Annotated in this window: 21 protein-coding genes; 12 read left to right on the top strand and 9 right to left on the bottom strand. The window is 72.5% G+C overall.

Annotated features, from left to right (window positions below; translation table 11 throughout):
• Window positions 1–109 precede the first annotated feature (109 nt).
• The 3 genes from F9C41_RS03740 to F9C41_RS03730 form a co-directional block, all read right to left on the bottom strand.
• Window positions 110–985, bottom strand: coding sequence for an alpha/beta hydrolase (locus F9C41_RS03740; protein ID WP_155385134.1), 876 nt, complete (start codon window positions 983–985; stop codon window positions 110–112).
• 74 nt (window positions 986–1,059) lie between these two features.
• On the bottom strand, window positions 1,060–1,713 hold the full coding sequence (locus F9C41_RS03735; RefSeq protein WP_155385132.1) for a response regulator: 654 nt from the start codon (window positions 1,711–1,713) through the stop codon (window positions 1,060–1,062).
• On the bottom strand, window positions 1,710–2,942 hold the full coding sequence (locus F9C41_RS03730) for a sensor histidine kinase (protein ID WP_230689269.1): 1,233 nt from the start codon (window positions 2,940–2,942) through the stop codon (window positions 1,710–1,712). Before F9C41_RS03730 ends, F9C41_RS03735 begins: the two co-directional genes overlap by 4 nt.
• Before the next feature lie 178 nt (window positions 2,943–3,120).
• Here F9C41_RS03730 and F9C41_RS03725 point away from each other — a divergent pair, with 178 nt between their 5' ends.
• Together F9C41_RS03725 and F9C41_RS03720 are read left to right on the top strand one after the other, a co-directional pair.
• The gene (locus F9C41_RS03725) at window positions 3,121–5,451 is read left to right on the top strand and encodes an esterase-like activity of phytase family protein (protein WP_155385130.1); all 2,331 of its coding nucleotides are present in this window, start codon (window positions 3,121–3,123) and stop codon (window positions 5,449–5,451) included.
• A 231-nt stretch (window positions 5,452–5,682) separates the two neighbouring features.
• Window positions 5,683–6,354, top strand: a complete 672-nt coding sequence (locus F9C41_RS03720; RefSeq protein WP_155385128.1) for a hypothetical protein — start codon at window positions 5,683–5,685, stop codon at window positions 6,352–6,354.
• Here F9C41_RS03720 and F9C41_RS03715 read toward each other — a convergent pair.
• Window positions 6,317–7,138, bottom strand: a complete 822-nt coding sequence (locus F9C41_RS03715; RefSeq protein WP_196279606.1) for a hypothetical protein — start codon at window positions 7,136–7,138, stop codon at window positions 6,317–6,319. The two genes, F9C41_RS03720 and F9C41_RS03715, sit on opposite strands and share 38 nt — an antisense overlap.
• 96 nt (window positions 7,139–7,234) lie before the next feature.
• The gene (locus tag F9C41_RS03710) at window positions 7,235–8,167 is read right to left on the bottom strand and encodes a phosphotransferase (protein ID WP_155385127.1); all 933 of its coding nucleotides are present in this window, start codon (window positions 8,165–8,167) and stop codon (window positions 7,235–7,237) included.
• 229 nt (window positions 8,168–8,396) lie between these two features.
• Here F9C41_RS03710 and F9C41_RS03705 point away from each other — a divergent pair, with 229 nt between their 5' ends.
• The 7 genes from F9C41_RS03705 to F9C41_RS40575 all read left to right on the top strand — a co-directional run bounded on the left by F9C41_RS03705 (window position 8,397) and on the right by F9C41_RS40575 (window position 16,526).
• Window positions 8,397–10,874 carry a glycoside hydrolase family 127 protein gene (locus tag F9C41_RS03705; RefSeq protein WP_155385125.1) on the top strand — a complete coding sequence of 826 codons (2,478 nt, stop codon included), beginning with the start codon at window positions 8,397–8,399 and terminating at the stop codon, window positions 10,872–10,874.
• A 96-nt stretch (window positions 10,875–10,970) separates the two neighbouring features.
• Window positions 10,971–11,729, top strand: a complete 759-nt coding sequence (locus F9C41_RS03700; RefSeq protein ID WP_155385123.1) for a hypothetical protein — start codon at window positions 10,971–10,973, stop codon at window positions 11,727–11,729.
• A 65-nt stretch (window positions 11,730–11,794) separates the two neighbouring features.
• Window positions 11,795–12,448, top strand: a complete 654-nt coding sequence (locus F9C41_RS03695) for a DUF7003 family protein (protein ID WP_230689268.1) — start codon at window positions 11,795–11,797, stop codon at window positions 12,446–12,448.
• Window positions 12,449–12,546: 98 nt separating this feature from the next.
• A complete protein-coding gene (locus F9C41_RS03690) occupies window positions 12,547–13,713 on the top strand; it encodes an MFS transporter (RefSeq protein WP_230689321.1) in 1,167 nt (388 codons plus the stop codon).
• 46 nt (window positions 13,714–13,759) lie between these two features.
• Complete coding sequence (locus F9C41_RS03685) at window positions 13,760–14,344, top strand: DinB family protein (protein ID WP_230689267.1); 585 nt, start codon at window positions 13,760–13,762, stop codon at window positions 14,342–14,344.
• 98 nt (window positions 14,345–14,442) lie between these two features.
• Window positions 14,443–15,966 (top strand): DUF4419 domain-containing protein, encoded by a 1,524-nt coding sequence (locus F9C41_RS03680; protein WP_155385118.1) that lies wholly within the window; start codon window positions 14,443–14,445, stop codon window positions 15,964–15,966.
• Window positions 15,963–16,526 carry an RBBP9/YdeN family alpha/beta hydrolase gene (locus F9C41_RS40575; protein ID WP_196279604.1) on the top strand — a complete coding sequence of 188 codons (564 nt, stop codon included), beginning with the start codon at window positions 15,963–15,965 and terminating at the stop codon, window positions 16,524–16,526. Before F9C41_RS03680 ends, F9C41_RS40575 begins: the two co-directional genes overlap by 4 nt.
• 23 nt (window positions 16,527–16,549) lie before the next feature.
• Here the strand turns inward: F9C41_RS40575 and F9C41_RS03670 are convergent, their stop codons facing one another.
• Window positions 16,550–17,470: an alpha/beta fold hydrolase gene (locus tag F9C41_RS03670; protein WP_155385115.1), complete on the bottom strand. Its 921-nt coding sequence runs from the start codon at window positions 17,468–17,470 to the stop codon at window positions 16,550–16,552.
• Between the two features lie 100 nt (window positions 17,471–17,570).
• On the opposite strand from F9C41_RS03670, the gene F9C41_RS03665 reads away from it, so the two are divergent.
• Together F9C41_RS03665 and F9C41_RS03660 are read left to right on the top strand one after the other, a co-directional pair.
• A complete protein-coding gene (locus tag F9C41_RS03665) occupies window positions 17,571–18,230 on the top strand; it encodes a TetR/AcrR family transcriptional regulator (protein WP_155385114.1) in 660 nt (219 codons plus the stop codon).
• Window positions 18,227–18,982 carry an arginase family protein gene (locus F9C41_RS03660; protein WP_230689266.1) on the top strand — a complete coding sequence of 252 codons (756 nt, stop codon included), beginning with the start codon at window positions 18,227–18,229 and terminating at the stop codon, window positions 18,980–18,982. Before F9C41_RS03665 ends, F9C41_RS03660 begins: the two co-directional genes overlap by 4 nt.
• A 59-nt stretch (window positions 18,983–19,041) precedes the next feature.
• Here F9C41_RS03660 and F9C41_RS03655 read toward each other — a convergent pair whose 3' ends face one another.
• The 3 genes from F9C41_RS03655 to F9C41_RS03645 are packed head-to-tail and all read right to left on the bottom strand — an operon-like array spanning window position 19,042 to window position 21,466.
• The gene (locus tag F9C41_RS03655) at window positions 19,042–20,124 is read right to left on the bottom strand and encodes a hypothetical protein (RefSeq protein WP_155385112.1); all 1,083 of its coding nucleotides are present in this window, start codon (window positions 20,122–20,124) and stop codon (window positions 19,042–19,044) included.
• On the bottom strand, window positions 20,117–20,458 hold the full coding sequence (locus F9C41_RS03650; RefSeq protein WP_230689265.1) for a PadR family transcriptional regulator: 342 nt from the start codon (window positions 20,456–20,458) through the stop codon (window positions 20,117–20,119). Before F9C41_RS03650 ends, F9C41_RS03655 begins: the two co-directional genes overlap by 8 nt.
• A 51-nt stretch (window positions 20,459–20,509) precedes the next feature.
• Window positions 20,510–21,466 carry a LysR family transcriptional regulator gene (locus tag F9C41_RS03645; protein WP_196279603.1) on the bottom strand — a complete coding sequence of 319 codons (957 nt, stop codon included), beginning with the start codon at window positions 21,464–21,466 and terminating at the stop codon, window positions 20,510–20,512.
• A 90-nt stretch (window positions 21,467–21,556) separates the two neighbouring features.
• Between F9C41_RS03645 and F9C41_RS03640 the strand changes: the two genes are divergently transcribed.
• Window positions 21,557–22,339: an alpha/beta hydrolase gene (locus F9C41_RS03640; protein ID WP_155385108.1), complete on the top strand. Its 783-nt coding sequence runs from the start codon at window positions 21,557–21,559 to the stop codon at window positions 22,337–22,339.
• Window positions 22,340–22,393 lie beyond the last annotated feature (54 nt).

Genomic DNA, 22,393 nt, shown 5'->3' with positions numbered 1-22,393 from the left:
GCCGGGCACCGCGAAGACGCGGTGCTGATGCTCTGCTGAGTTCCCACCCGGGGCCCGAACCCAAACAAAGAAGGCCGGGCCACGGACCAGAAATACGACGATACAGCCGTTACGCGACAAACGTGCCGAGGACGACCCCGGCCAGGGCGGGCAGGGTGGCGCTGCCGGTGTCCAGATAGCCGTCGTGGCCGCTCACGCCGACGGTCGGCAGCAGCCGTGCGCCGAACTCCGCGGTGCCGGGCCGGGTGCCGTGGCCCAGGCCCAGCACGCGTACGCCGGGGACGCGGCGGATCCAGTCGGTGGGCGCCTCGGCGGCCCATACCCGGGCAGGGGTGCCCAGGTCGCGTACGTGGTCGTAGCCCATGCCGGGGCTGCCGACGGCGACCAGGTCGCCGACCTGCGCGGGCAGCGCGCTCGCGGCCAGGCCCAGCACGGTCGAGCCGTAGCTGTGCCCGACCAGCGTGATCGCCACGGCCGGGCGCTCACGCACCAGGCGAGCGACGAACCGGGTCAGCGCCGCCGCACCCGCCGCAGCGCTGGACTCGGTGACCACGTCCAGTCCCCAGCCGTCGGGCGGGTCGTATCCGAGCCAGGCCACCACTGCCACGCGGGCGTGCGGCGCCTGGCGTCGCAGCTCCGCGTACAGCTGCCGGGCCTGCACCGCGGGGGCCCGGCGCGCGACGCCGCCGAGCCCGCGATCGAAGTCGGCGACGGTCGTGCCGACGCCGGGCACCAGCACCGCGACCCGGTCCGCGGTGGACAGGTCACCCAGGACCTCGACGGCGAGACCGTCACCGGCCGGGTCGAACAGCAGGAACCGCCGGCCTTCGGCGGCCCACCCGGCGAACGGGTCGCCCGCGGCGGTCATCGCGGCCGCGGCCTGCGCGAAGTCGACGGCGTCGGGCAGCGGCGCGGCCGCGGGGGTGGCGAACAGGCCCAGCGCGAGCGCGCTGACCGTGCCGACGGAGAGGAATCTCGAACGCATGAGCGCCACCGTGCGTGGCGGGCAGCCGCGCGGGCGTCGCGCTGCGGAGCCATTCGTGCGCCGCTACCGCCGTACTACTCCCCGGCTGCGACCAGACCCGACTCGTACGCCAGCACCACCGCCTGCGCCCGGTCGCGCAGTCCCAGCTTGCCCAGCACCCGGCTCACGTGGGTCTTCACCGTCTGCTCGGCGAGCACCAGCAGCTCCGCGATCTCCTGGTTGGACAAACCGCGCGCGATCAGCCGCAGCACCTCGGTCTCCCGCGCGGTCAGCGCGTTGAGCGACACCGGCCGGGGCCGGTCGGGGCGGGGCCGCGACGCGAACTCGGCGATCAGCCGCCGGGTCACCGACGGGGCGAGCAGCGCCTCCCCGCCCGCCACCACGCGCACGGCGTGGATCAGGTCCGCGGCCGGGGCGTCCTTGAGCAGGAAGCCGCTGGCCCCGGCCCGCAGCGCCTCGTACACGTAATCGTCGAGGTCGAACGTCGTCAGAATGATCACCTTGGGGCGCTCGCCCCCGGCCAGCCGCCGGGTCGCCTCCAGGCCGTCCATCACCGGCATACGCACGTCCATCAGCACCACGTCCGGGTCCAGCCGGCGGGCCGCGGCCACGCCCTCGGCACCGTCGGCCGCATCGCCGAGCACCACCAGGTCGGGCTGCGCGGCCAGCAGCGCCCCGAATCCCTGCCGCACCATGGCCTGGTCGTCGACGATCAGGACCTTGATCAATGCACTCCTCCGTCCGGCAGCAGCGCCGTCACCGCGAACCCGCCGTCGCCGGTCGCCTCCGTGCTCAGTTCGCCGCCCAGGATGGCGACCCGCTCCCGCATCCCGACCAGACCGTGACCGGCGCCGGGCGGCCGGGCCGGACGTCCGGTCGGGCGTCCGTTGCGCACCAGCACCCGCAGGCCGTGCTCGTCGGCGGCCAGCGACACGTCGATCCGCGCGCCGGGCGCGTAGCGGGCCGCGTTGGCCAGCGCCTCCTGCACGATGCGGTACGCCGTCAGGGCCGCCGCCTCACCCACCGGCCGCAGCGGCAGCTCCATCGCCAGGTTCGCGTCCACCCCGGCGGCCCGCGCGTCGTCGACCAGCGGACCGAGTTCGGCCAGCCCCGGCTGGGGCGCGGTCAGGGCCGGGTCGTCGGCCTGGCGCAGCACCGACAGCAGGCGGCGCATGTCGTCGAGCGCGGTGCGCGCCGACGCGGCGATCTCGGTGAACTCGTCCTTGGCGGGCCCGGTCAGCTCGGGGACGCGGTAGGGCGCGGTCTCGGCGCGTACCGCGATCATCGACATCGAGTGCGCGACCACGTCGTGCATCTCCCTGGCGATGCGGGTGCGTTCCTGCAGCACCGCGCGGCGTGCCTGCTCCAGCTCGCTGCGTTCGGCCTGCTCGGCCAGGGCCCGCTGGCTGCTGCGCCGCCGCCGCACCTGATCGCCGACCAGCATGATCGCGGCCAGCAGCACGGTCACGCCCCAGGCGTTGGCGCGGTTGGGCACGTACAGCCACACCGGCAGCAGGCTGAGCAGCCAGCACCAGGCGCTCACCCCCGCGTCGGCGCGCAGCGCCACGAACCACAGCACCGCCAGGAAGGCCAGGATCTGCACCGGGTTCCACGGCCACGACTCCGTCGCGGCGAAGCCGGCCGGCCCGAACAGCAGCGCGGCGAAGCCGATCCGCCAGGCCAGCAGCGGCCGGAACACCATCAGCGCGGCGGGCGCGGTCCCCGCGGCGGCCAGCAGGACCGACCATCCGTTGGACAGGTTGCGGTTGTCGCTGATGTATTCGTACGCGGCGCTGGTGAGGCTGATCAGCGCCAGCAGCAGCACCGGTGCGAGCAGTGTCCGGATGCGCAGCCACCGGCGGCTCGGCGACGCCGCGGGCGGGTAGTCCGCGCCGACGAACAACCGGCGCAGGTCGCCGAACACCTGCCCGCCGGGCCGCCGCATCGCACTCTCCACCGGCCGAAGCCTACGGCGCGCCGGCGTGGCGGTCGTCATACCCGGGTGCCGGACGCAGGTCATACCGCGGTAGCGGGTGGCCGGTCGGCGGCTGTTCACTTCGCGTTGACCTGATCAACTCCAGCCGGTCAGCCGTGCTCGATACCAAGACCACATCAGCCTTTGGTTTGGAGCCTCGATGTCCTTCCCCACCCGGGCGATCGCGGGAGCCGGCGCCGCCGGTCTCGCCGCGGCGCTCCTGCTCAGCGGCGGCCCCACGCAGGCCGCCGACTCGCCGCAGACGTTCAGCCGCACAGCGACCTTTCCCGTATACCTGAACACCTCCGCCGCGGACGCCGCGTCGGCCGAGATCTCGGCCGTCAGCGCCGACGGCAAGACCGTGATCTACACCGACGCCTCCGGTGACCGCATCGGCTTCGTGAACATCGCCGACCCGGACGCCCCCGCCCCGGCGGGCGTGCTCGGCCTGCCCGGCTCGCCGACCTCGGTCGCCGTGCTCGGCGAGTACGCCCTGGTCGCGGTCAGCACCGGCGCGGACTTCACCCACCCGGACGGCGAGCTGCTCGTCGTCGACGTGGCCACCCGTTCGGTCAAGCGCAGCATCGACCTGGGCGGCCAGCCCGACTCGGTCGCGGTCTCGCCCGACGGCAGGTTCGTCGCGGTCGCCATCGAGAACGAGCGCGACGAGGACGTCGACGACGGCGAGATCCCGCAGGAGCCCGCCGGGTGGCTGTCGGTCGTGGACGTCAAGCCGGCCGTGGCCGACTGGGCGCTGCGCACCGTCGCGCTGACCGGCCTGGCCGAGGTCGCGCCGACCGACCCGGAGCCGGAGTACGTCTCGATCAACAGCGCCGGCAAGGCCGTGGTCTCCCTGCAGGAGAACAACCACCTCGCCATCGTCGACCTGGCCACCGGCAAGGTCGACAAGCACTTCAGCGCGGGGCAGGTCACCGTCTCCGCGGTCGACACCGAGGACGACGACCGGATCAGCCTGACCGGCAGCATCACCGCCCGGCGCGAGCCCGACGGCGTCGTGTGGCTGGGCACCGACCGGTTCGCCACCGCCAACGAGGGCGACTACCAGGGCGGCTCGCGCGGCTGGACCGTCTTCGACACCACCGGCAAGGTCGTCTTCGACGCCGGCAACAGCCTGGAGCACCTCGCCGTCACGCACGGCATCTACCCGGACAAGCGCTCCGACGCGAAGGGCGTGGAGCCGGAGAACGTGGCCACGGGCGTGTTCGGCGGCAAGCCGTACCTGTTCGTGAACGCCGAGCGCGGCAACTTCACCGCCGTGTACGAGGTCACCGACCCGGCCCACCCGAAGTTCGTCCAGCTCATCCCGACCGCGAACGAGCCCGAGGGGGTCATCGCGGTGCCGTCGCGCGGCCTCGTCGTGATCTCCAGTGAGCTGGACGACCCGGACAACGGGCTGCGCGGGGCGGTCACCATCGCGAAGTTCGGACAGGCTCCGGCGTACCCGTCGCTGGTCTCGGCGAAGTCCGGCGGCCTGCCGATCGCCTGGGGCGCGCTGTCCGGCCTGACCCCGGCCACCGGCGAGCCCGCCAAGCTGTGGGGCGTCAGCGACAGCGTGTACGCGCCGACCCGGCTGTTCGCCATCGACACCGCCGCCACCCCGGCCGTGATCACCAAGGATGTCACCGTCACCAAGGACGGCGAGGGCGTCGCGCTGGACGCCGAGGGCCTGGCCACCCGGCCCGGCGGCGGCTTCTGGCTGGCCGTGGAGGGCGCGAAGGGCCCGGAGAACAAGCTGGTGCGCATCGACGCCGCGGGCGCCGTGCAGCAGGAGGTGCCGCTGCCCGCCGACATCACCGCCAAGCTCGGCAGCAACGGCCTGGAAGGCGTCGCGGTCACCGGCTCCGGCGCGACCGAGACCGTGTGGGTCGCCGTGCAGCGCGAGCTGACCGGCGAGAAGGGCACCGCCCGCATCGGCCGCTACCGGGTCACCGAGGGTGACTGGGCGTGGCTGGGCTACCCGCTCGACGCCGCGCAGACCGGTGCCTGGATCGGCCTGTCCGAGCTGGTGGCGCTCGACGCGGACACGTTCGCGGTGATCGAGCGCGACAACCAGCGCGGGGAGCTCGCCAAGCTCAAGAAGGTGTACACCTTCGACGTGCCCGCCACGCTCGGCGCGGGGGTCAACCCGGTGACCAAGAAGCTCGCCGTCGACGTGCTGCCCGCGCTGCGGGCCGGTCACGGCTGGACCCAGGACAAGCTGGAGGGCCTGACCGTCGGCGGTGACGGCAACGTGTACGCCGTCACCGACAACGACGGCATCGACGACGCCACCGGCGAGACCGTGTTCCTGCGCCTGGGCAAGGCGAACACGGTGTTCCCGGGCGTGTTCCCGCCCGCCGACGGCGGCGAGGGCGGCGGCCTGCCCGTCACCGGCGCGAAGGTCACCACGCTCGTCGGGATCGGCCTGCTCGTGCTGGCCCTCGGCGCGGGCCTGTTCCGGCTGGCCCGCCGCCGTCGCCCGGCGGTCTGAGAGCAGAGGGGGTTGCGGCGTCTGGCGGTCCGCAACCCCCTCACCCCCGGTCAGGAGTCGCGCCGGGGGTCACCGACGCGATGCGGGCAGCCCCCGTCCACCATACGCGGGCGACACGCCGAGCACGGAGCGTAGTTGCCTCATCTCGCTCGGTTCGCTGATCGGCGGTGTCGGCTCACAGTGCGTGCCGATTTCTTGGCGACAAGCCCCTTGAGCTGGCAATCTTGCCGCGTGCAGGCAGAGCAGCTGGCAGATTTCACCTGGGCCTTCGACGTCGTACATCCGGACGCCGAGCGGCGACGGGCCGCGATCGAGCGCGAGCGGGGCTACCAGGACGACTGGGCCCGCCTGCACTCCTGGTCGCGCATCGTGCGCCCCCGCACCGGCGACGACGCCGAGCGCCCCGATCCGCGCCTGGTCGCCGAGCACGACCAGGCCGAGGCCGCCAAGCGCGACGTGCACGCCCGGATGTTCGCCGCACCGATCTGGCACTACCTGGCCGCGGAGACCGCCGAGCAGCGTGCGCCGTTCGCCCGGTTCGCCGTGCTCTTCCTGCGCTGGGAGACCGACTTTCCGCAGGAGTGGGCCGAGCACGCCCGCAGCTGGCCGGCCAAGCGGCAGATCCTGCGCACCCTCGCCGTCGACGGGCCGACCGTGGAGACCCACGCCGAGCTGCTGGGCCTGCTCTCGGCCGCGATCGGCCGGGAGCACCGCTGCGAGGACCTCGGCTACCTCAAGATCGCCCGTACGCTGCACGAGCCCACGGTCCGCATGATCATCGAATCGGCCGAGCGGAGCCTGGACGGCCTGGTCCGGTTGCGTGCCGGCTACCTGCGCTGGGCCCTGGACAACGCGACCGCCCCGGTCACCCCCGCCTCCTGGCGGCGCTGGCTGCGCGGCTGAACCGCCACCGCAGCGGCCGACCAGACCGGTTGACGCGCAGCCAGGCGAACTGCCCGACCACCGTCACGGCCAGCGCGAACCCGAACGCAGTCGCGACGCCCCACCGGTTGACCAGCACGGCAACGGTGAAACAGAAGATCGCGAAACCCACCAGACCGGCCAGCACGCCGCGCAGGGTGCGCACCGTCTCCGCCGAACCGTGCCGGGCCAGCACGAACGCCGCCACCACGCTGGTGGCGATCGGGAACGGGGCAAGCACCCCGGTCATCGCCGGCCCCAGCGCGCTCGACAGCGTGGTCACCAGTACCACCAGGGTCGCGGTCGCTGCGGCCCGGCCGGGCAGGTCCCACCACGGCCACGCGGTCGCCGGGCGTGCGCCCGTCGAGGCCGCCTCCGTCGGCAAGGCGCGCGATGCGGCCGCGATCCCGGCGAGCGCCACCGGCAGGCCCCACCAGGCGGGCAGGGTCACCTGCGCCACGACCAGGTCCGCGGCCAGGCAGGCCGCCCATGCCACCGCCAGCGCGCCGAGCCAGCGCAGCCGGCGCGAGCACCAGGCGAACACGACCGCGAACAACGCGAGCGTCACCAGTCCGAGCAGCGAGGACGACGCCGCCGCGGCCCCGAACGCGGTGCCGTGCTCCAGGCAGGTGATCAGCAGGATCGGTCCCGCCACGATCGGCAGCGTCACCAGCACACCGGTGACCTGCGCCCCCCACCGCCGCCCGGCCAGCGAGGAGCCGACGACCAAGGTGGGCGCCAGCAGGAGTTTGAGCAGCAGCGTCACCGGCACAATCTAGACGTCGCCGGAAACCCGCCGCCGGCAGGTGGATCATCCCGCTGCCGAGCGGTCGGCATGTGGCCGGTGCGGCCGACCAGCAGTTCAGGCCGTGCCGGTGAGATCGGTGATGAGACGGGTCACCAGCGGGCGCAGCGCCTGCACGCGCTCGCGGCGCCAGGTCGAGATCGTCGGCAGCGAGGCGTCCTGGGTCGTCGCCGCGCGGATCCGCCACATGCCGGTCAGGGCCACCACGAAACGCGCGGCATCGGTGGGCAAGGTCTGGATCAGCAGGTACGCGCGATCCGTCGCGGCCTGCCCGCCGAGACAGTGGCCGGTACCGACAATGTCCGCGGCCAGCTGGGCGAGGTCGAGCCACGGAACTCCGGCGGCGGCATAGGCCCAGTCCAGGAGCGTCGCCGTGCCGGTCGCCGGGTCCACCGCTGTGTTGTCGGCGCGGATGTCCCGGTGGACCAGGGCGTCGCCGGCCGTCCACCGCTCCCAGCCCGCGGCCAGATCGGCGGCCCGGTCCGCGTACGCCATCTCCCACTCGTCTGTCGGCCCGGTCGCGACGACCCGTTCCCAGCCGTCGAAGTCGAAGATCCGCTCAACGACCGGTCGCAACCCGTCCGGTGCCCGGTGCACACTCGTGGTCCGGCACGCGTCCGCGACGGCGTCGATCGACGCGTCGGTCCACAGCCCTCCGGCTGCTCCGCTGGCCCAGGTGGTGACCAGCGCGATCCACGGTCCCCATGCGACGGTTGCGAGGCGGCGCGGGGCGGGCACGGACTGCGGCAACAGGTCCAACACGGCCGACTCGCGGTGGACCAGCAGGTGATTGTGCGCGCGAACCTCGGTCGACATCGCCTTGACGAACACGGTGCGGCCGTCGGCCAGCCGCAGTGCGGCGGCCGGTCCGGGGGACATGCCACCGTGCAGATCCGTGTGGTCGGCGACGACGGTGCCGAGCGCGTCGGCGACGGCCGCTTGCAGCGGGTCCGGCGCATCTGCCCACGCGGCCCGAGGAGTGAACGACACGCCGCACTGTATCTCAGTCGATCACGTCAAACCGCTTGTCGAGGCTGCGAGCGGCGGGGTCGTCGGCAGGGGTGGTGCCCGATCAGGTCGTCGTCGACGGCCGGGGTTTCGAAACGTTTCGAGAGGAAGGGTAATCGGCCGGACATCTTGCCGAAATGGTTTTCGTAGGACATCGTCGATGCGCCGGACTCGTCGCTCTCACCGCCCCGTCTGAGAGAAAGGCGAATCGATGTCCGCACTGTCCCGCCGTACCGTGCTGCGCGCAGGCGCGGTCGGCGCCGCGGCCGCGGCTGTCGCCGGCAGCCTGCCCGCGTCGCCCGCCCACGCCGCCCGCACCGACATCGGCGTATCCGTGTACCCGTTCCCGCTCGGCGCGGTCACGCTGCTGTCCGGCCCGTTCCTGGCCAACACCGGCCGCACCCAGAGCTACCTGAGCTTCCTCGACGCCGACCGGCTGCTGCACACCTTCCGCCTCAACTACGGCCTCAGCTCCTCGGCGACCGCGTGCGGCGGCTGGGAGTCGCCCACCACCGAGCTGCGCGGCCACTCGATGGGCCACGTGCTCACCGGCCTGGCCCAGGCGTACGCCAGCACCGGCACCGCCAGCTTCAAGACCAAGGGCGACTACCTCGTCGCACAGCTGGCGATCTGCCAGGCCCGCGCGACGACGGCCGGCTACAACACCGGTTACCTGTCGGCGTATCCGGAGAGCTTCATCGACCGCGTCGAGGCCCGCCAGCAGGTCTGGGCCCCGTACTACACCCTCCACAAGATCATGGCCGGGCTGCTGGACATGCACCTGCTCGCCGGGAACGCGCAGGCGCTGACCGTGCTCACCGCGATGGCGTCGTGGGTGAAGTTCCGCAACGACCGGCTCACCCAGACCCAGCGGCAGAACATGCTCGACACCGAGTTCGGCGGCATGAACGAGGTGCTGGCCAACCTGTACCAGCTGACCGAGAACAGCAACCACCTCACCGCCGCGCAGCACTTCGACCACGCCGAGGTCTTCGACCCCCTGGCCGCCAACACCGACGCGCTGAACAACTACCACGCCAACACACAGATCCCCAAGGCCATCGGGGCGATTCGGGAGTACCACGCCACCGGCACCACCCGCTACCTCGACATCGCCCGCAACTTCTGGGACATCGTGGTCAGCCGCCACACCTACGCCATCGGCGCCAACTCCAACGGCGAGTACTTCAAGGCCCCCAATCGGATCGCCAGCGAGCTGTCCGACAACACCGCCGAGTGCTGCAACACCTACAACATGCTCAAGCTGAGCCGGCAGCTGTTCTTCACCAACCCGGCCCGCGCCGACTACATGGACTTCTACGAGAAGGCGCTCTACAACCACCTGCTCGGCGCGCAGGACCCGAACTCCTCGCACGGCTTCCACAGCTACTACATCCCGCTGCGGGCCGGGGGCATCAAGACCTACAGCAACGACTACAGCAACTTCACCTGCTGCCACGGCACGGGCATGGAGACCAACACCAAGCTCGGCGACACCATCTACTTCCACTCCGGCGACAACCTGTACGTCAACCTGTTCGTCGCCTCGCAGCTCAACTGGTCGGCCAAGGGCGTCACGGTCCGGCAGGACACCACGTTCCCGGAGGCGCCGTCCAGCAAGCTCACGATCACCGCGGGGTCGGGCACGTTCGCGATGCGCATCCGGGTGCCCGCCTGGGCCACGGGCGCGACGATCCGGGTCAACGGCACGCTGCAGAGCGGGATCACCCCTGGGTCGTACGCCGTGGTCAACCGCACCTGGGCGACCGGTGACGTGGTCGACGTCGCGCTGCCGATGGCGCTGGTGCGCGAGGCCACCCCGGACAGCGCCACCACGCAGGCGGTCAAGTACGGCCCGATCGTGCTCGCGGGGGCGTACGGCAGCACCAACCTGTCCGCCCTGCCCACCCTCACCGCGTCGTCGATCGCCGCGACGTCCACGCCGCTGCAGTTCACCGCGACCGCGTCCACCGGCACGGTGACCCTGCTGCCGTTCTACAAGATGCACGGCCAGCGCTACACCGTCTACTGGAACGTCACCACGACCAACCCGCTGCCCGCATTCGTGGCGCACTACCTGTTCAACGAGTCCTCCGGCACGTCCGCGGCCGACGCCACCGGCAACGGCAGGACGGCCACCACGGCCGGGGGAGCGACCTGGGTCGCCGGGCGCACCGGCAACGCGGTCAACCTGAGCGGCAGCTCGCAGTACGTGTCGCTGCCGTCGGGCATCCTCGCCGGGGCGAGCGCGGTCAGCATCGCCACCTGGGTGCGGCTGGACGCGGTCACCAACTGGGCACGTCTGTTCGACTTCGGCACCGGCACGACGGCGAACATGTTCCTGGTCCCGAGCAGCAGCTCCGGCACGGCCCGGTTTGCCATCACCACCTCCGGGTCCGGGGGCGAGCAGCGCATCAACGCCCCGTCGGCGCTGCCCACGGGCGTGTGGACACACGTCGCGGTGACCGTCGGCGGCGGCGTCGGCATCCTGTACGTCAACGGGGCCGAGGTGGCCCGCAACTCGGCGATGACGCTGAGCCCGGCGTCGCTGGGCAGCACCACCCAGAACTGGATCGGCCGCTCGCAGTACAGCGACCCGTACCTGGACGGCGCGGTGGACTCGTTCCGCGTCTACAGCCGGGTGCTGACCGCGTCCGAGGTCAGCGGCTTCTACTCGTCGGGCCTGTGAACCGCGCGGGCCGGGGGAGGCGTGACGCGCCCCCGGCCCGCACCGTGACCTGCGTATCTGAAGATCTGTCGGCGGTTCGACGTAACGTGGTGTCCTATGCGGATCCCCTCCATCCGCGACGACCGTCCGCGCCGTGACGACACCGGCCGCGCGCCGACGTCGCCTGCGCGCCCCGTGCACCTGTGCGGGACCTGGCTCGCGATCAGCACCGACGACCAGGCCGCCGTGCTGACCGGGCTGGACCTGTCCGATCCGGTGCCGGTCACCATGCGGCAGGGGGAGTCCGCGTGGAACCGCGACCACCACTCGTGGGACCGCGACGACCACCGCCGCCCCGCCCGCGTGTACGTCACCCCGGTGCTCGACGGCTGGACGCTGGTGTTCGGCGACGTGCCGGGCTCCGCACACCTCGCCGAGGGCTCGTGGGCGCGCCGCGCGCAGGCCCTGTGCGCGCGGCTCAGCGCCCGGTTCGGCGCGGCCCACCTCTACGGCATGAGCTGCGGCGACCCGTGGACCATGTGGTGTCTGGCCGAGGGGGGCGAGGTGCAGCGCTACTACGAGACCGGGACGGGCGAGCGAATCGGGTCCCATCCGGCCGAGGACGGCTACCGGCTGCCCGACGAGGACGAGGACCTCCCGCCGGAGGCGTTCGACGGGATCGATCCGGCCGACGCCGACGCCGTCATGGCCCGCCGGGCCGAACTGTACGAGCGGTACGCGCTGCCGGAGGTCTGCTACGCCACCGACATCGCCGCGCTGACGTCGGTCGACCCCAGCACGTTCGGCACACACACCCGCGTGTCCGGGCAGGGTGTGCTGGCGCTGACCGCCCTCGGTCGCGCCCACGCCCCGTGATCGGCCGCACGTTGCCCGCGTGGCCGACTGCACCGGGCCGCCCGGTCCGTGTACCGTCTGCGCCCGTGATCACGTCCGACGAGGTGCTGGCGCAGCTGGACCGCGCCGCGAAGGGGTTCGACTTCCCGGACCCCGAGCACGGCTACTACCACGCGATCGACGGCCGCCTGCACGCGTTCCGCGACGAGAAGCGCTGGGCGCTGGTGATCGAGCTCGTCGGCTACAACCCGCGCGCCGGCAACGTCATCGACGTGCTGCACTGCTTCGGCAACTGCCTGACCGAGGGCGAGCCCGGCTACGGGCACGGCGACTTCCTGACGCGTGTCGACAACATGTACCAGTTGGAGGACCACGATCGGCCCGAGCAGCTGCGCGGCGGCCGCCCGCCGGTCGTGGTCCGCGGGCAGGCGCTGGAGGTCGACGCGACCCAGGGCGAGCCGCTGGAGGACGTGTTCCGGCGGCTCGTGCCCGAGCATCGCGACCTGCTGCTGGCCGACGAGGAGGAGCTGCGCCACCGGCTGCCCGCCGACCTGCCGCGGATCATGGTGCTGGAGCAGTGGTGGCACCGCGACCCGGACCGCCACGACCAGCTGCCCAGCGAGACCGAGACGTTCGCGCAGCTGGCGCAGGTGTTCGCCACCGGCGATGTGACCGCCTACCGGCCCACGCACGCGCCGAACACGCACTGGTCGTGCTGGCCGGAGTCCGGCTGGCTCTGAGCGCCGTTCCGGCAGCCGTCGTCGTCCGGTGATCGGACGATTCGACCGTCGATCTCGATTGCGAATTTGTTCACCGGCGATACAAAATGCGGCACGTGATGCGCAAACCCGGCCCATGGCCGTCGCTCCTGCTGCTCAGCTCGGCCGTCTTCATCTCGGTGACCACCGAGCTCACACCGACCGGCCTGCTGCTCGGCATGAGCCGTGACCTGGCGGTGTCGGAGTCCCGGCTGGGGCTGCTGGTCACCGGGTACGCGCTGATGGTGGCGCTGTTCGCGGCCCCGCTGGGCACGCTGACCGCCCGGATGCCGCGCAAGGCGCTGCTGGTCGCGTCGCTGGCCGCGTACACGGCCAGCAACGCGGTCATGGTGCTGGCCCCGAACTATCCCGTGGCGTTCGCCGCGCGGCTGCTCGGCGGGATCACGCACGGACTGTTCTGGGCGGTGGTCAGCGGGTTCGCGGCCCGGCTGGTCACCCCGGACCGGATCGGGCGGGCGGTCACCGTCGTCTCCGCGGGCGGCAGCATGGCGGTGCTGATCGGCCTGCCCGCGGGCACCAGCCTCGGCACCGCGGTCGGCTGGCGGGCCACCTTCGCCGTGCTGACCGGTGTCGCGGTCGTGCTGACGCTGCTGGCGTGGTGGCTGCTGCCCGAGGTGCCCGGCAGCAGCGCCGCGGTGCGCTCCCGGATGCGCGACGTGCTGCGGGTGCCGAACTTCTCGCCGATCGTCGCGATGACCGCGGTGACCATGCTGGGCACCTACATGATGATCACGTACACCGCTCCGCTGCTGCACCGCGCCGGGATCAGCGAGGACGGGATCGCACCGGTGCTGCTGGCCAACGGGGTGGCCGGCACGCTCATGCTGCCGATCGCCGGCTGGGTCGCCGACCGGCGGCTGCGGGCCGGCATCGTCACGGCGGTCGGCGTGCTGCTCAGCGGACTCGTGCTGCTCTGGCTGAACGGCACCGCGACCTGGGCGGCGGTGACCGCGGTGATCGTGTTCGGGTGCGGCATGGGCCTGCTGCCGATCTTCATGCAGGCCGCCACATTGCGGGTCGCGCCCGACCACACCGAGCAGGCCTCCGGCATCAACGCCAGCGCCTACAACGCGGGGGTCGCCGCCGGGGCGCTCACCGGCGCGTTCGCCCTGGACGCGTGGGGGCTGGCCGCGATCCCGCCGCTCGGCGCGCTGCTGGTCGCCGCCGGCATGGCGGTCTACCTGGCCGGCACCGCGACTGCCCGAGTCCAGCCGGAACGGACTTAGCCGCCGGGGTCATCGGCCGCGTCGGGATCTTGTTAGCATCCCCCGGGTGAAGGACACCCTGAAGCGGTACCTGCAGGAGGGGCGCGACGCGCTGCTCTGGAAGCTCGACGGGCTCGGCGAGTACGACATCCGCCGCCCGCTCACCCCGACCGCGACCAACCTACTCGGGCTCGTTAAACACACCGCCGCCGTCGAGGCCGAGTATCTCGGCGTCGTGTTCGGCCGTCCGTTCCCGGAGGCGATCCCGTATCTCGCCGCCGACGCCGAGGCCAACGCCGACATGTGGGCCACCGCCGAGGAGACCCGTGCCCACCACGTCGAGCTGTACCAGCGCATCTGGGCGCACTCCGACGCCACGATCGACGCGCTCGACCTCGACGCGCCGGGCACGGTGCCGTGGTGGCGGCCGGGCAACCGCGAGGTGACGCTGCACCAGATCCTGATCCACATGATCGCCGAGACGCATCGGCACGCGGGGCAGGCCGACATCGTACGAGAGTCGATCGACGGCGCCGCGGGCCTGTCCGCGGGCGGCTCCAACCTGCCCGAGACCGATCCGAAGTGGTGGGCCGCCTACCGGGAGCGGGTCGAGCAGGCCGCGCACGCCCACCGGGACGGCACCGACTCCTGATCGGATGGTCCGCGATCCTTGTTGGTGCACCAACTGCGCTCGCCATGGGACGACGTCTCGGGACAGCGCGGTCGTCCGCCGGACGGTAATGTCGGCATGTGGTGATCTTTCCGGTGGACGATGTCGTGCCGGCAGCCGAACCGCTGCCCACCGTGCCGCTGCGGGAGCTGTTTCCCGACGCCCTCGCCATCGGCGGTGACCCGGACCTGGCGGTGCTGGCCCCGAACGGTGTGCACCCGCTGCTGCACGCGGTCGGCCGGGCGTTCGCCGAGCACCGGCCCCTCGTGCTGTCCGCGGACGTGGTGTGGCTGACCGTCACCCAGGGTCTCGCGCAGCACATCCGGCTGCACGCCGAGGAGCTGCGGCCGCTGCTGGTGAACCACACCGGACGGCGGGAACTGGCGATCACCCTCGACGGCCCGATGCCGCAGGACGCGGACTCGTGGCGGCACCTGGTCGCGCAGTACGCCAAGCTGCTCGACGCCGAGGTGTCCGACGCGGCCCTGTTCGCCTGTGACTTCACCACCAGCACCGACGTCGAGCGCACCGCCGCGCGGGTGGTGCTGCTGGACGCGTACTCGCCGTACTTCAGCCTCTGGATGTACATCGGGTGCGGCATTCCCTCGATCACGCTGACCGGCACCGAGCAGGACTGGCGCACGATCCGCGCCCGGATCGACGAACTGCCGCGCTTCGGGCTGGGCGATTGGCACCGCTCGCTGGCTCCGATCGCCGACCAGTTCGTGCTGGCCGCCCGTGGGGAGGCCGACCCGGCGTTCTGGCAGCGGATCTACAACCCGGCCGACGCGTACGGCGCTTCGGTCGCCACCGGCTGGATCGCGCGGCTCTTCCCGTACGTGAACGAGCGCGGTTCCCCCGACCGGCCGAACCCGCTGCTGGAGTTGCCCCTGGACGAGCCGCGTGGCGTCACAGACGACGGCGGCCTGTACTTCGGACCCGGCGTACGACCCGCGAACGTCCCCGCCACGCTGTCCCGGGTGGTCGTCAACGTCGCGGACCAGGTCGAGAACGGACTCCGCGCCGTGGCACTGCACGGCGGTGTCGTCGCCGTGGCACAGGACCCGGCCGGCGCGCTGTGCCCGGTGGCCGGCTGGCACCTGGCCCCCGCTCGCGCCGACATCGAGAACCTGCTGGACCGGATCGAACGCGAGCATGTCACGGCCCCGCCCGGCCGCCCGGACTGGCACGGGCCCGCCGAGGTCGTCGCGCTGTACCAGCGAATGTCGTCGGCGACCCTGTTCGGCGGCGCCTGGCGGCTGGCCCCGGCCTACTGGCCCCGCCAGGCGAGCCTGGACTGGGGCTACTCCGTGACGCCGGTCTTCGACCTGCCCGACGGGCGCAGCGTCTGCTGGGTGCACCGGTGGCCGGAGGAGGTGAGCCACTGGGTGGTGTGCCGCGTCGCGGAGGTGCTCAGCGAGTTCGGCAACGGGATCACCCTGCGCAACTACACGTTCGCCGACGACCCGGCCGAGGTCTGGCTGTACGGCACGAGCCTGGCGACGCTGCTCGAAGTCGCCCTCGACAACGGCGGCGACATCGAATCCCTGCGCAGCGGCCGGCTCACCGACCTGCTCGGCACGCGACCGGCCGGCGCGGCGTGACGGGCGGCGGGCAGGATCGGCCGGCGGCCCGACACCTGCTGGTCCCGGGGCGTGGCATCCCCCGCCCGGAGCACTGGCAGCGGCGCTGGGCCGACGCGCATCCCGAGTACCGGTGGGCGCCGTACCCTCCCGGCCCGCCGTACACGGTGCAGGAGCGGGTGGCCGCGCTGCACGAGGCCGTCATGGCCGACACCGCACCCGCGGTGCTGATCGCGCACAGCGCCGGGTGCATCACCACGGTCGCCTGGGCCGCCCGCCACGTCGGCCCGGTGCGCGCCGCGCTGCTGGTCACGCCGCCGTACATCGACCCTCTATGGTCGCCAGGTCCGGATCGCCCCTCCGATTCCGTCTTCGGGACCGTGCCCCGCGAGCCGCTGCCGTTCCGCACGATCCTGGTCGCCAGCCGCACCGATCCCTATACGACGTTTGCCCAGTTCGAGCAGTACGCCGCGGACTGGGGCGCGGAGCTGCACGACGCGGGCGACGCCGGCCACATCGAGACGGCCGACGGCTACGGCCCCTGGCCGGACGGCGAGCGCCTGGTCGCCGCCCTCGGCTGAGGTCACCGGCTGCGGGGCTTGCGTCAGGCCGGCTCGGCGGGACGCTCGGAGGCTGCGCGGGACGCGGCCTCGACCCGTGCGGCGAACTCCGCGGTTCGGTCGGTGACCAGGTGCGGGCTGTGCACCTGCAGGTCGTGTCCGGCGTCGGGGACGACCTCGGCGTGCGCGGCCGGCATCAGGGCCCGGATGCGTGCTGCCACCTGGGCGGCGTCGTACATCTGGCTGCGCTCGCCGAGCAGGGCCAGCGTCGGGACGGTGACCTGGCACAGTTCGTCGTCGGTGAGCGGGGGCGGCGTGGGCAGCCGTCGCCGGAAGCCGGTCGAGACGAGCGCCATGCCCATGAGATCGTCGTCGAGCAGCGTGGCGTTGCGCAGCCACCCGGCCGCACGACGGCGCAGCGGGCGGGGCATCAGTCCGGCGAGCCCGCCCAGGACCACCCAGAGGATGAACCGTTTGGTGATCCGGCCGAATCCCGCCGGGTCCAGCAGCGTGACCGTGGCGGCCCGGCCCGGCGCGTGCAGCTGGTGCTGCAGGGCGACCCAGCCGCCGTAGGAGCAGCCCACGAGGTGTGCGCGGTCGATGTACAGGGCGGCGAGCACCTCGTCGAGCCAGTGGGCCAGGTCGCGGCCGTCCGCGAAGGACCTGTCCTGAGTGGAGCACCCGGGCTCGCCGACGGGGTCGATCGCGATGACCGGCCGTTGCCTGCCCCATGCCGTCACGTGCCGGTGCCACCCCAGCGTGTTGCCGCCCGCGCCCGGCAGCAGCACGAACGGATCACCGTCGGGTCGCCCGGTCCGGTACACCCGGGTGACGCCGAAGGAGGTGGGCACGTCCAGGCGATCGTGATCGGCGGGCCAGACCCGATCGAACGTGCGCTGGTAGACCGCCAAGAACTTGGTGCGCGCGTTGTCACTGGTGAACGCACTGAGCCGAGTCTCGGCCATGTGCTGCCTCCGATCGCCGCGAGTTTTGATGATACGAGCGTATCATCAAAACTGTCGTGCATGATAGGCCGACTGAACAGGCCTGACTGGATGGAGCACCGTGCCCAAGCGCGTGGACCACGACCTGCGACGCCGTGAGATCGGCGAGGCCCTGCTGCGTATCGCCAGCACCAGAGGCCTGCAGGCGGCGAGCATGCGCGAGGTCGCCGCGGAGGCCGGGGTTTCCCTGCGCCTCGTCCAGTACTACTTCCACACCAAGCAGGAACTGCTGCTCGGCGCGCTGGCCTACCTCGGCGAGCAGCTGTCCGCGCGGGTGGAGGCCCACATCCGCGCCCTCGGCCTGCCGCCCACCCCGCGCAGCCTCGTCTACGGCACCCTCACCGCGATCCTGCCCACCGACGCGGAGAGCCGCAGGCTGACCAGGACCTACGCCGCGTACTACACGCTGGTGCTCGACGAGCCGCAGCTCGCCGCGGACCACGGCACCAGCTATCCCGACGCGCTGGAACGCTTCCTCGCGGGGCACCTGCGCGCCGCCCAGCAGACCGGCCAGGTTGACCCGGGCCTGGACGCACCGACCGTCGCCGCGGGACTGCTGGCGCTGACCAACGGCCTCGGCTCCAGCGTGCTCGGCGGTCAGCGGGACGGCGACGCGGCGCTCGCGATCCTCACGTACCACCTCGACCGGCTGTTCGGCGGGGACCACCACGTGGACGGCAGCCGTACAGAGCCGGACGCCGCCGGTACCGTGGCTCCGTGACGATCATCTTCGTGCCGTACCACCTCGACGAGCGACTGCCCGATCACGACTTCCCGCTGCCCGAAGGCCATGCCGTCAGGACGGTGACCGAGCAACTTCCCGGCGGGGACGTGTGGTCGCGGCTCGGCCACCTCTACGAGCCGGTCGCCCGGCAGGTCGCGCAGTGCGTGCAGGGCGGCGAGACGCCGACGGTGGTGTCCGGCGACTGCACCGTGTCACTCGGCACCATGGCGGGCCTGCAGCAGGCCGGTGTGGACGCGGGCATCGTCTGGTTCGACGCGCACGGCGACGTGCAGACCCTGGAGACGACCGCGTCAGGCTATGTCGGCGGCATGCCGCTGCGGATCCTCGTCGGCTACCGGCCGGAGCTGATCTCGCAACGGCTGGGCCTGCGCCCGCTGGCCGAGGACCGGGCACTGCTCGTCGACGCCCGCGACCTGGACCCGCCGGAGGCCGACTACCTGGCCACCTCCGCCGTACGCCGCTGCGGCGTCGACGAGCTGGACGAGGCAATGCTGCCGCCCGGCCCGCTGGTGCTGCACCTCGACCTCGACGTGATCGACGCGGCGGAGCTGCCGGACCTGCGGTTCCCGGTACGCGGCGGCCCCACGACGGCAGGGGTGGTCGCGGCCGCGCGCCGGGTGCGCGCCACCGGTCGGGTCGCCGCCGTCGACCTCGCCTGCACCTGGCATTCCGGCCGCCCCGACCCGGACGGCGTCCGCGCCCGCCTGCTGGCCGAGCTGACTGTCTGACAGCGGTGCCCGGACCGGGGCTGCCCGCTTGCTTGACGCGTGCGGCCCTGGGGCCCGATTCAGCCCCTGGCGACCGCCGGGTTCGGTGACGCCGCGCCGATTCGCAAGTGTCGTCGATGCCACGGCACGATGACGAGGACGGCGACACAGCCCGCCAGGCCGACCGTGATCATGGTCGCGGCCAGCGGGCTCGCGACCAGGTTGGCCAATGGATAGATGTGGTCGACGGCGAGCAGCACGCTGCCTGAGCCCCTCACCGCCGTGCTCACCACGTTGTCCAACGCGTTCGCGAAGCAGGCGAGCAGGGCCGGCAGTCCGAACAGGAGGACCAGCAGCCGGTCCCGGTTCGGGACACGCAGGCAGCGGTGGGCCAGCGAGGTCATCACCGGCCAGGCCAGGAGCAGTCCGACGGCGAACCCGGCGAGCGCACCGGCGGGCACACCACTCGGCTCGACGGGGTAGATGTCCACATTCGCCGACGACGGCCCACGACTGGAGCGCACCTCCGCCATGCGTAGCAGTAGTCCGTCGCGGGTGGCCCAGAACGTGCCGCGGCCACGGTCCGGCCCGGTGATGGCACCGGTCTGCCAGCCGTCGGCCCGCAGCCGCCGGTGTGCGTCGTCCAGGACGCCACGGGTCGTCTCGAACTCATAGGCGCGGTTATGGTCGGCCGGCGCCGGCTTCACCCCGGGCAGTGCTTCCGCGTCGAGGTCGTAGAACATCCTGCCCCGGTAGTTCAGGGTGAGTACGAGCAGGTCGCTGTCGTCCGATGTGATCAAGGTCGGTGGCCGGCCGACGAGCGCGTCGGCGAGGGCCGCGAGCTTGGGATCGTCGAGGACGTGCGGATCGGCCGACGAGGAGCCCCAGGCGAGGTACGCGCCGATACCGCTGAGCACGGTCGCCAGCCACAGCGCCGCGACGCCCGCCGCGACCTTGGCAGCCCAGCCTGGCGGCACGAGGCGGAACCGCAGTCCGGACAGGATCAGGTGTGCCGCGTCGTCGCGCGTCGCCCGGACCTGTCCCGGCTTGGCCGCGTCCAGCAGTGTGGTGAGGATCTCCAGCCCGCGTTCGCGGCGGTAGTGGCCGGGGTAGGCGCGCAAGAGGCGGCGGTAGGAGCGTTCGAGTTGGTCCTGCTCAGGCATGCCGCACCGCCGCGCCGAAACCGAACGCCTCCCGCAGGCGGGTCGCGGCGACGGTCGCGTCGGAGCGCATCCGCTCCACCGCGGCCTCCAGCGCCGCGCGGCCGTCGTCGGACAGCACGTAGTAGCGGCGCAGCCGCCCGGCCACGGCCTCCTCGCGGTCCACGACGATCAGCCCGGTCGCGGTCAGCCGCTCCAGGGCGGCGTAGAGCGTGCCCGCCTTCAGGGCGACCCGCCCGCCGGACAGCTGCTCGACGGCCTGCATGACGCCGTATCCGTGCAAGGGGGAGCGGACCAGGGCGGTCAGGATGAAGAACGTGGGTTCCTGCATCGTCATGACAGCAATATAGACGGTCTGTATATACAGTCAATCTGTATAGTGTGCCGATCACGCCGCGCGCACGGCGGTGCGGGGCAGGTCGGCGCGGTCCGGTTCGGGCAGCCAGTCGCGGTCCGGGTCGAACCGGACCGTGCCCGGCCCCGGCAGCAGCTTGAGCAGCCGGGGGAGCAGCGGGTGCGGGTTGTCGGCCCGCCAGACCACCGACCAGGGCAGGTACGGCGTCGGGCGCAGCGGGATCCGGACGACGTCAGCGGGCAGCTGCCACCACGCGCCCAGCGGGGTGACCCGGCGCGGATGACGGCGCAGGTCGGCGATCGTGTGCTCGACCCCCAGGTTGAGCGCGGTGCCCGTGATCGGTACGTCCAGGGCGGCCGCGTACGCGCGCAGCAGCCCGGTCAGCTCCGGCGGCCGGTCCTCGAACGGGATCCACAGGCCGTACTCGCGCAGCTCGGACGCGCCGAGTTCGGTGGCCTCGGCGAGCGGATGCCCGGCGAGCACCCCGACCGCGATCGGTTCCAGGCACACCAACCGCCGCCGCAGCCCGGCGGGCCAGGGGCGGCCCAGGTCGTGCGTCCGTCCCCAGGCGACGTCGAGGTCGCCGCGGGCCACCGCGTCCAGCGCCGAGCCGAGGCTGCGGCGCATGCTCAGCTCCAGCAGCAGGTCCGGGTACGCCGACACCAGCTCGCCGAGCAGGCTCAGCGGCCGGTGCACCGGCCCCCACACGTCCACCTTCAGCGGCAGCGGCTCGCCGCGCACCGACCGGGCCGCCGTAGCGGCGAGCACCAGCAGCTCCCTGGCGTGCGGCAGGAACCTCACCCCGGCCCCGGTCAGCTCGACGGGCCCGCGCCCGCGTACGAACAGCGTGGCGCCGACCGTCTCCTCCAGCCGCCGCACCCGTTTGGACAGGGCCTGCTGGGTGAGGTACAGCGCGGCGGCGGCGCGGCCGAAGTGCAGCTCGTCGGCGGCGCGCACGAACGCCCGAACCTGGGCTAGATCGAGATCCACAGGGCACAGCCTGGCCTGACAACCAACGGTTGTCCAATAGATCGGTACAGTTGTTCGACGCCGGGCGGCCGGCGGGCTTGACTGGTGGACATGACGCTCAGAGGAACCGCGGCCGGAGTGCCGTACATCGCCCTGCCGCCCGCCGACCCGACCCCGGACGCGCCGCTGGTCGTGGCGTGGCACCTGCTCGACCCGCCGCGCAGCGAGGTCGCCATGGCCGCCGCCCTGCCCCTGAACGGACTGCACGCCTGGCGGGTGTACCTGGGCCTGCCGATGACCGGCGACCGGATGCTGCCCGGCGGCCCGGAGGCGCTGATGAAGCTCGCCATGGAGGACGCGGTGATGAACGTGTTCGAGCCGCTGACCCGGCAGGCGGTCGCGGAGTTCCCGGCCGCGCTGGCCGAGCTGCGCTCGCTGCTGGACGCCCACGGCCCGCTCAGCGTGGTGGGCGGGTCGATCGGGTCGATGACGGCGCTGCGGCTGCTGACCGAGACGGCCGTGGAGGTCGAGCGGGTGGCGCTGGTCAGCCCCGCGGTCCAGCTGTCGGCCCTGGTCGACGCGAACTCGCGGATGTTCGGGATGCCGTACGCCTGGACCGACGAGAGCCGTGCCGTCGCGGACCGGCTGGACTTCGTGGCCCGCGCCGCGGAGATCGAGCGCCCGCTGCTGATGGTGATCGGCGACGAGGACGACCGGGAAGGCTTCCGCGACCCGGCGCAGCGGTTGTGGGCGGCACTGCCGGAAGGATCGTCGCTGGTCGCGATCCCCGGTATGGGCCATGCGCTGGCCGAGGAGCCCGGCCTCGAAGCCGCCCCGCAGACCGCGCACGCTGCGCAGGTCGACGCCATCGTCACCGACTGGCTGTCGCGCTAGGCTCTCGGGTCCTGCGCCGGATGAGGTGGCGAGGCCCGCCACCTCATCCGTGCG

The organism is Catellatospora paridis, assembly GCF_009720365.1.
GTDB classification, from domain to species: domain Bacteria; phylum Actinomycetota; class Actinomycetes; order Mycobacteriales; family Micromonosporaceae; genus Catellatospora; species Catellatospora paridis.
This window is presented reverse-complemented; position numbering and strand designations above follow the sequence as displayed.

Coding starts and splice junctions, on each gene's coding strand:
- F9C41_RS03740 (WP_155385134.1), bottom strand. CDS start 985: ATGCGTTCGAGATTCCTCTCCGTCGGCACGGTCAGCGCGCTCGCGCTG.
- F9C41_RS03725 (WP_155385130.1), top strand. CDS start 3,121: ATGTCCTTCCCCACCCGGGCGATCGCGGGAGCCGGCGCCGCCGGTCTC.
- F9C41_RS03705 (WP_155385125.1), top strand. CDS start 8,397: ATGTCCGCACTGTCCCGCCGTACCGTGCTGCGCGCAGGCGCGGTCGGC.
- F9C41_RS03700 (WP_155385123.1), top strand. CDS start 10,971: ATGCGGATCCCCTCCATCCGCGACGACCGTCCGCGCCGTGACGACACC.
- F9C41_RS03690 (WP_230689321.1), top strand. CDS start 12,547: ATGCGCAAACCCGGCCCATGGCCGTCGCTCCTGCTGCTCAGCTCGGCC.
- F9C41_RS03670 (WP_155385115.1), bottom strand. CDS start 17,470: ATGGCCGAGACTCGGCTCAGTGCGTTCACCAGTGACAACGCGCGCACC.
- F9C41_RS03655 (WP_155385112.1), bottom strand. CDS start 20,124: ATGCCTGAGCAGGACCAACTCGAACGCTCCTACCGCCGCCTCTTGCGC.
- F9C41_RS03650 (WP_230689265.1), bottom strand. CDS start 20,458: ATGACGATGCAGGAACCCACGTTCTTCATCCTGACCGCCCTGGTCCGC.
- F9C41_RS03640 (WP_155385108.1), top strand. CDS start 21,557: ATGACGCTCAGAGGAACCGCGGCCGGAGTGCCGTACATCGCCCTGCCG.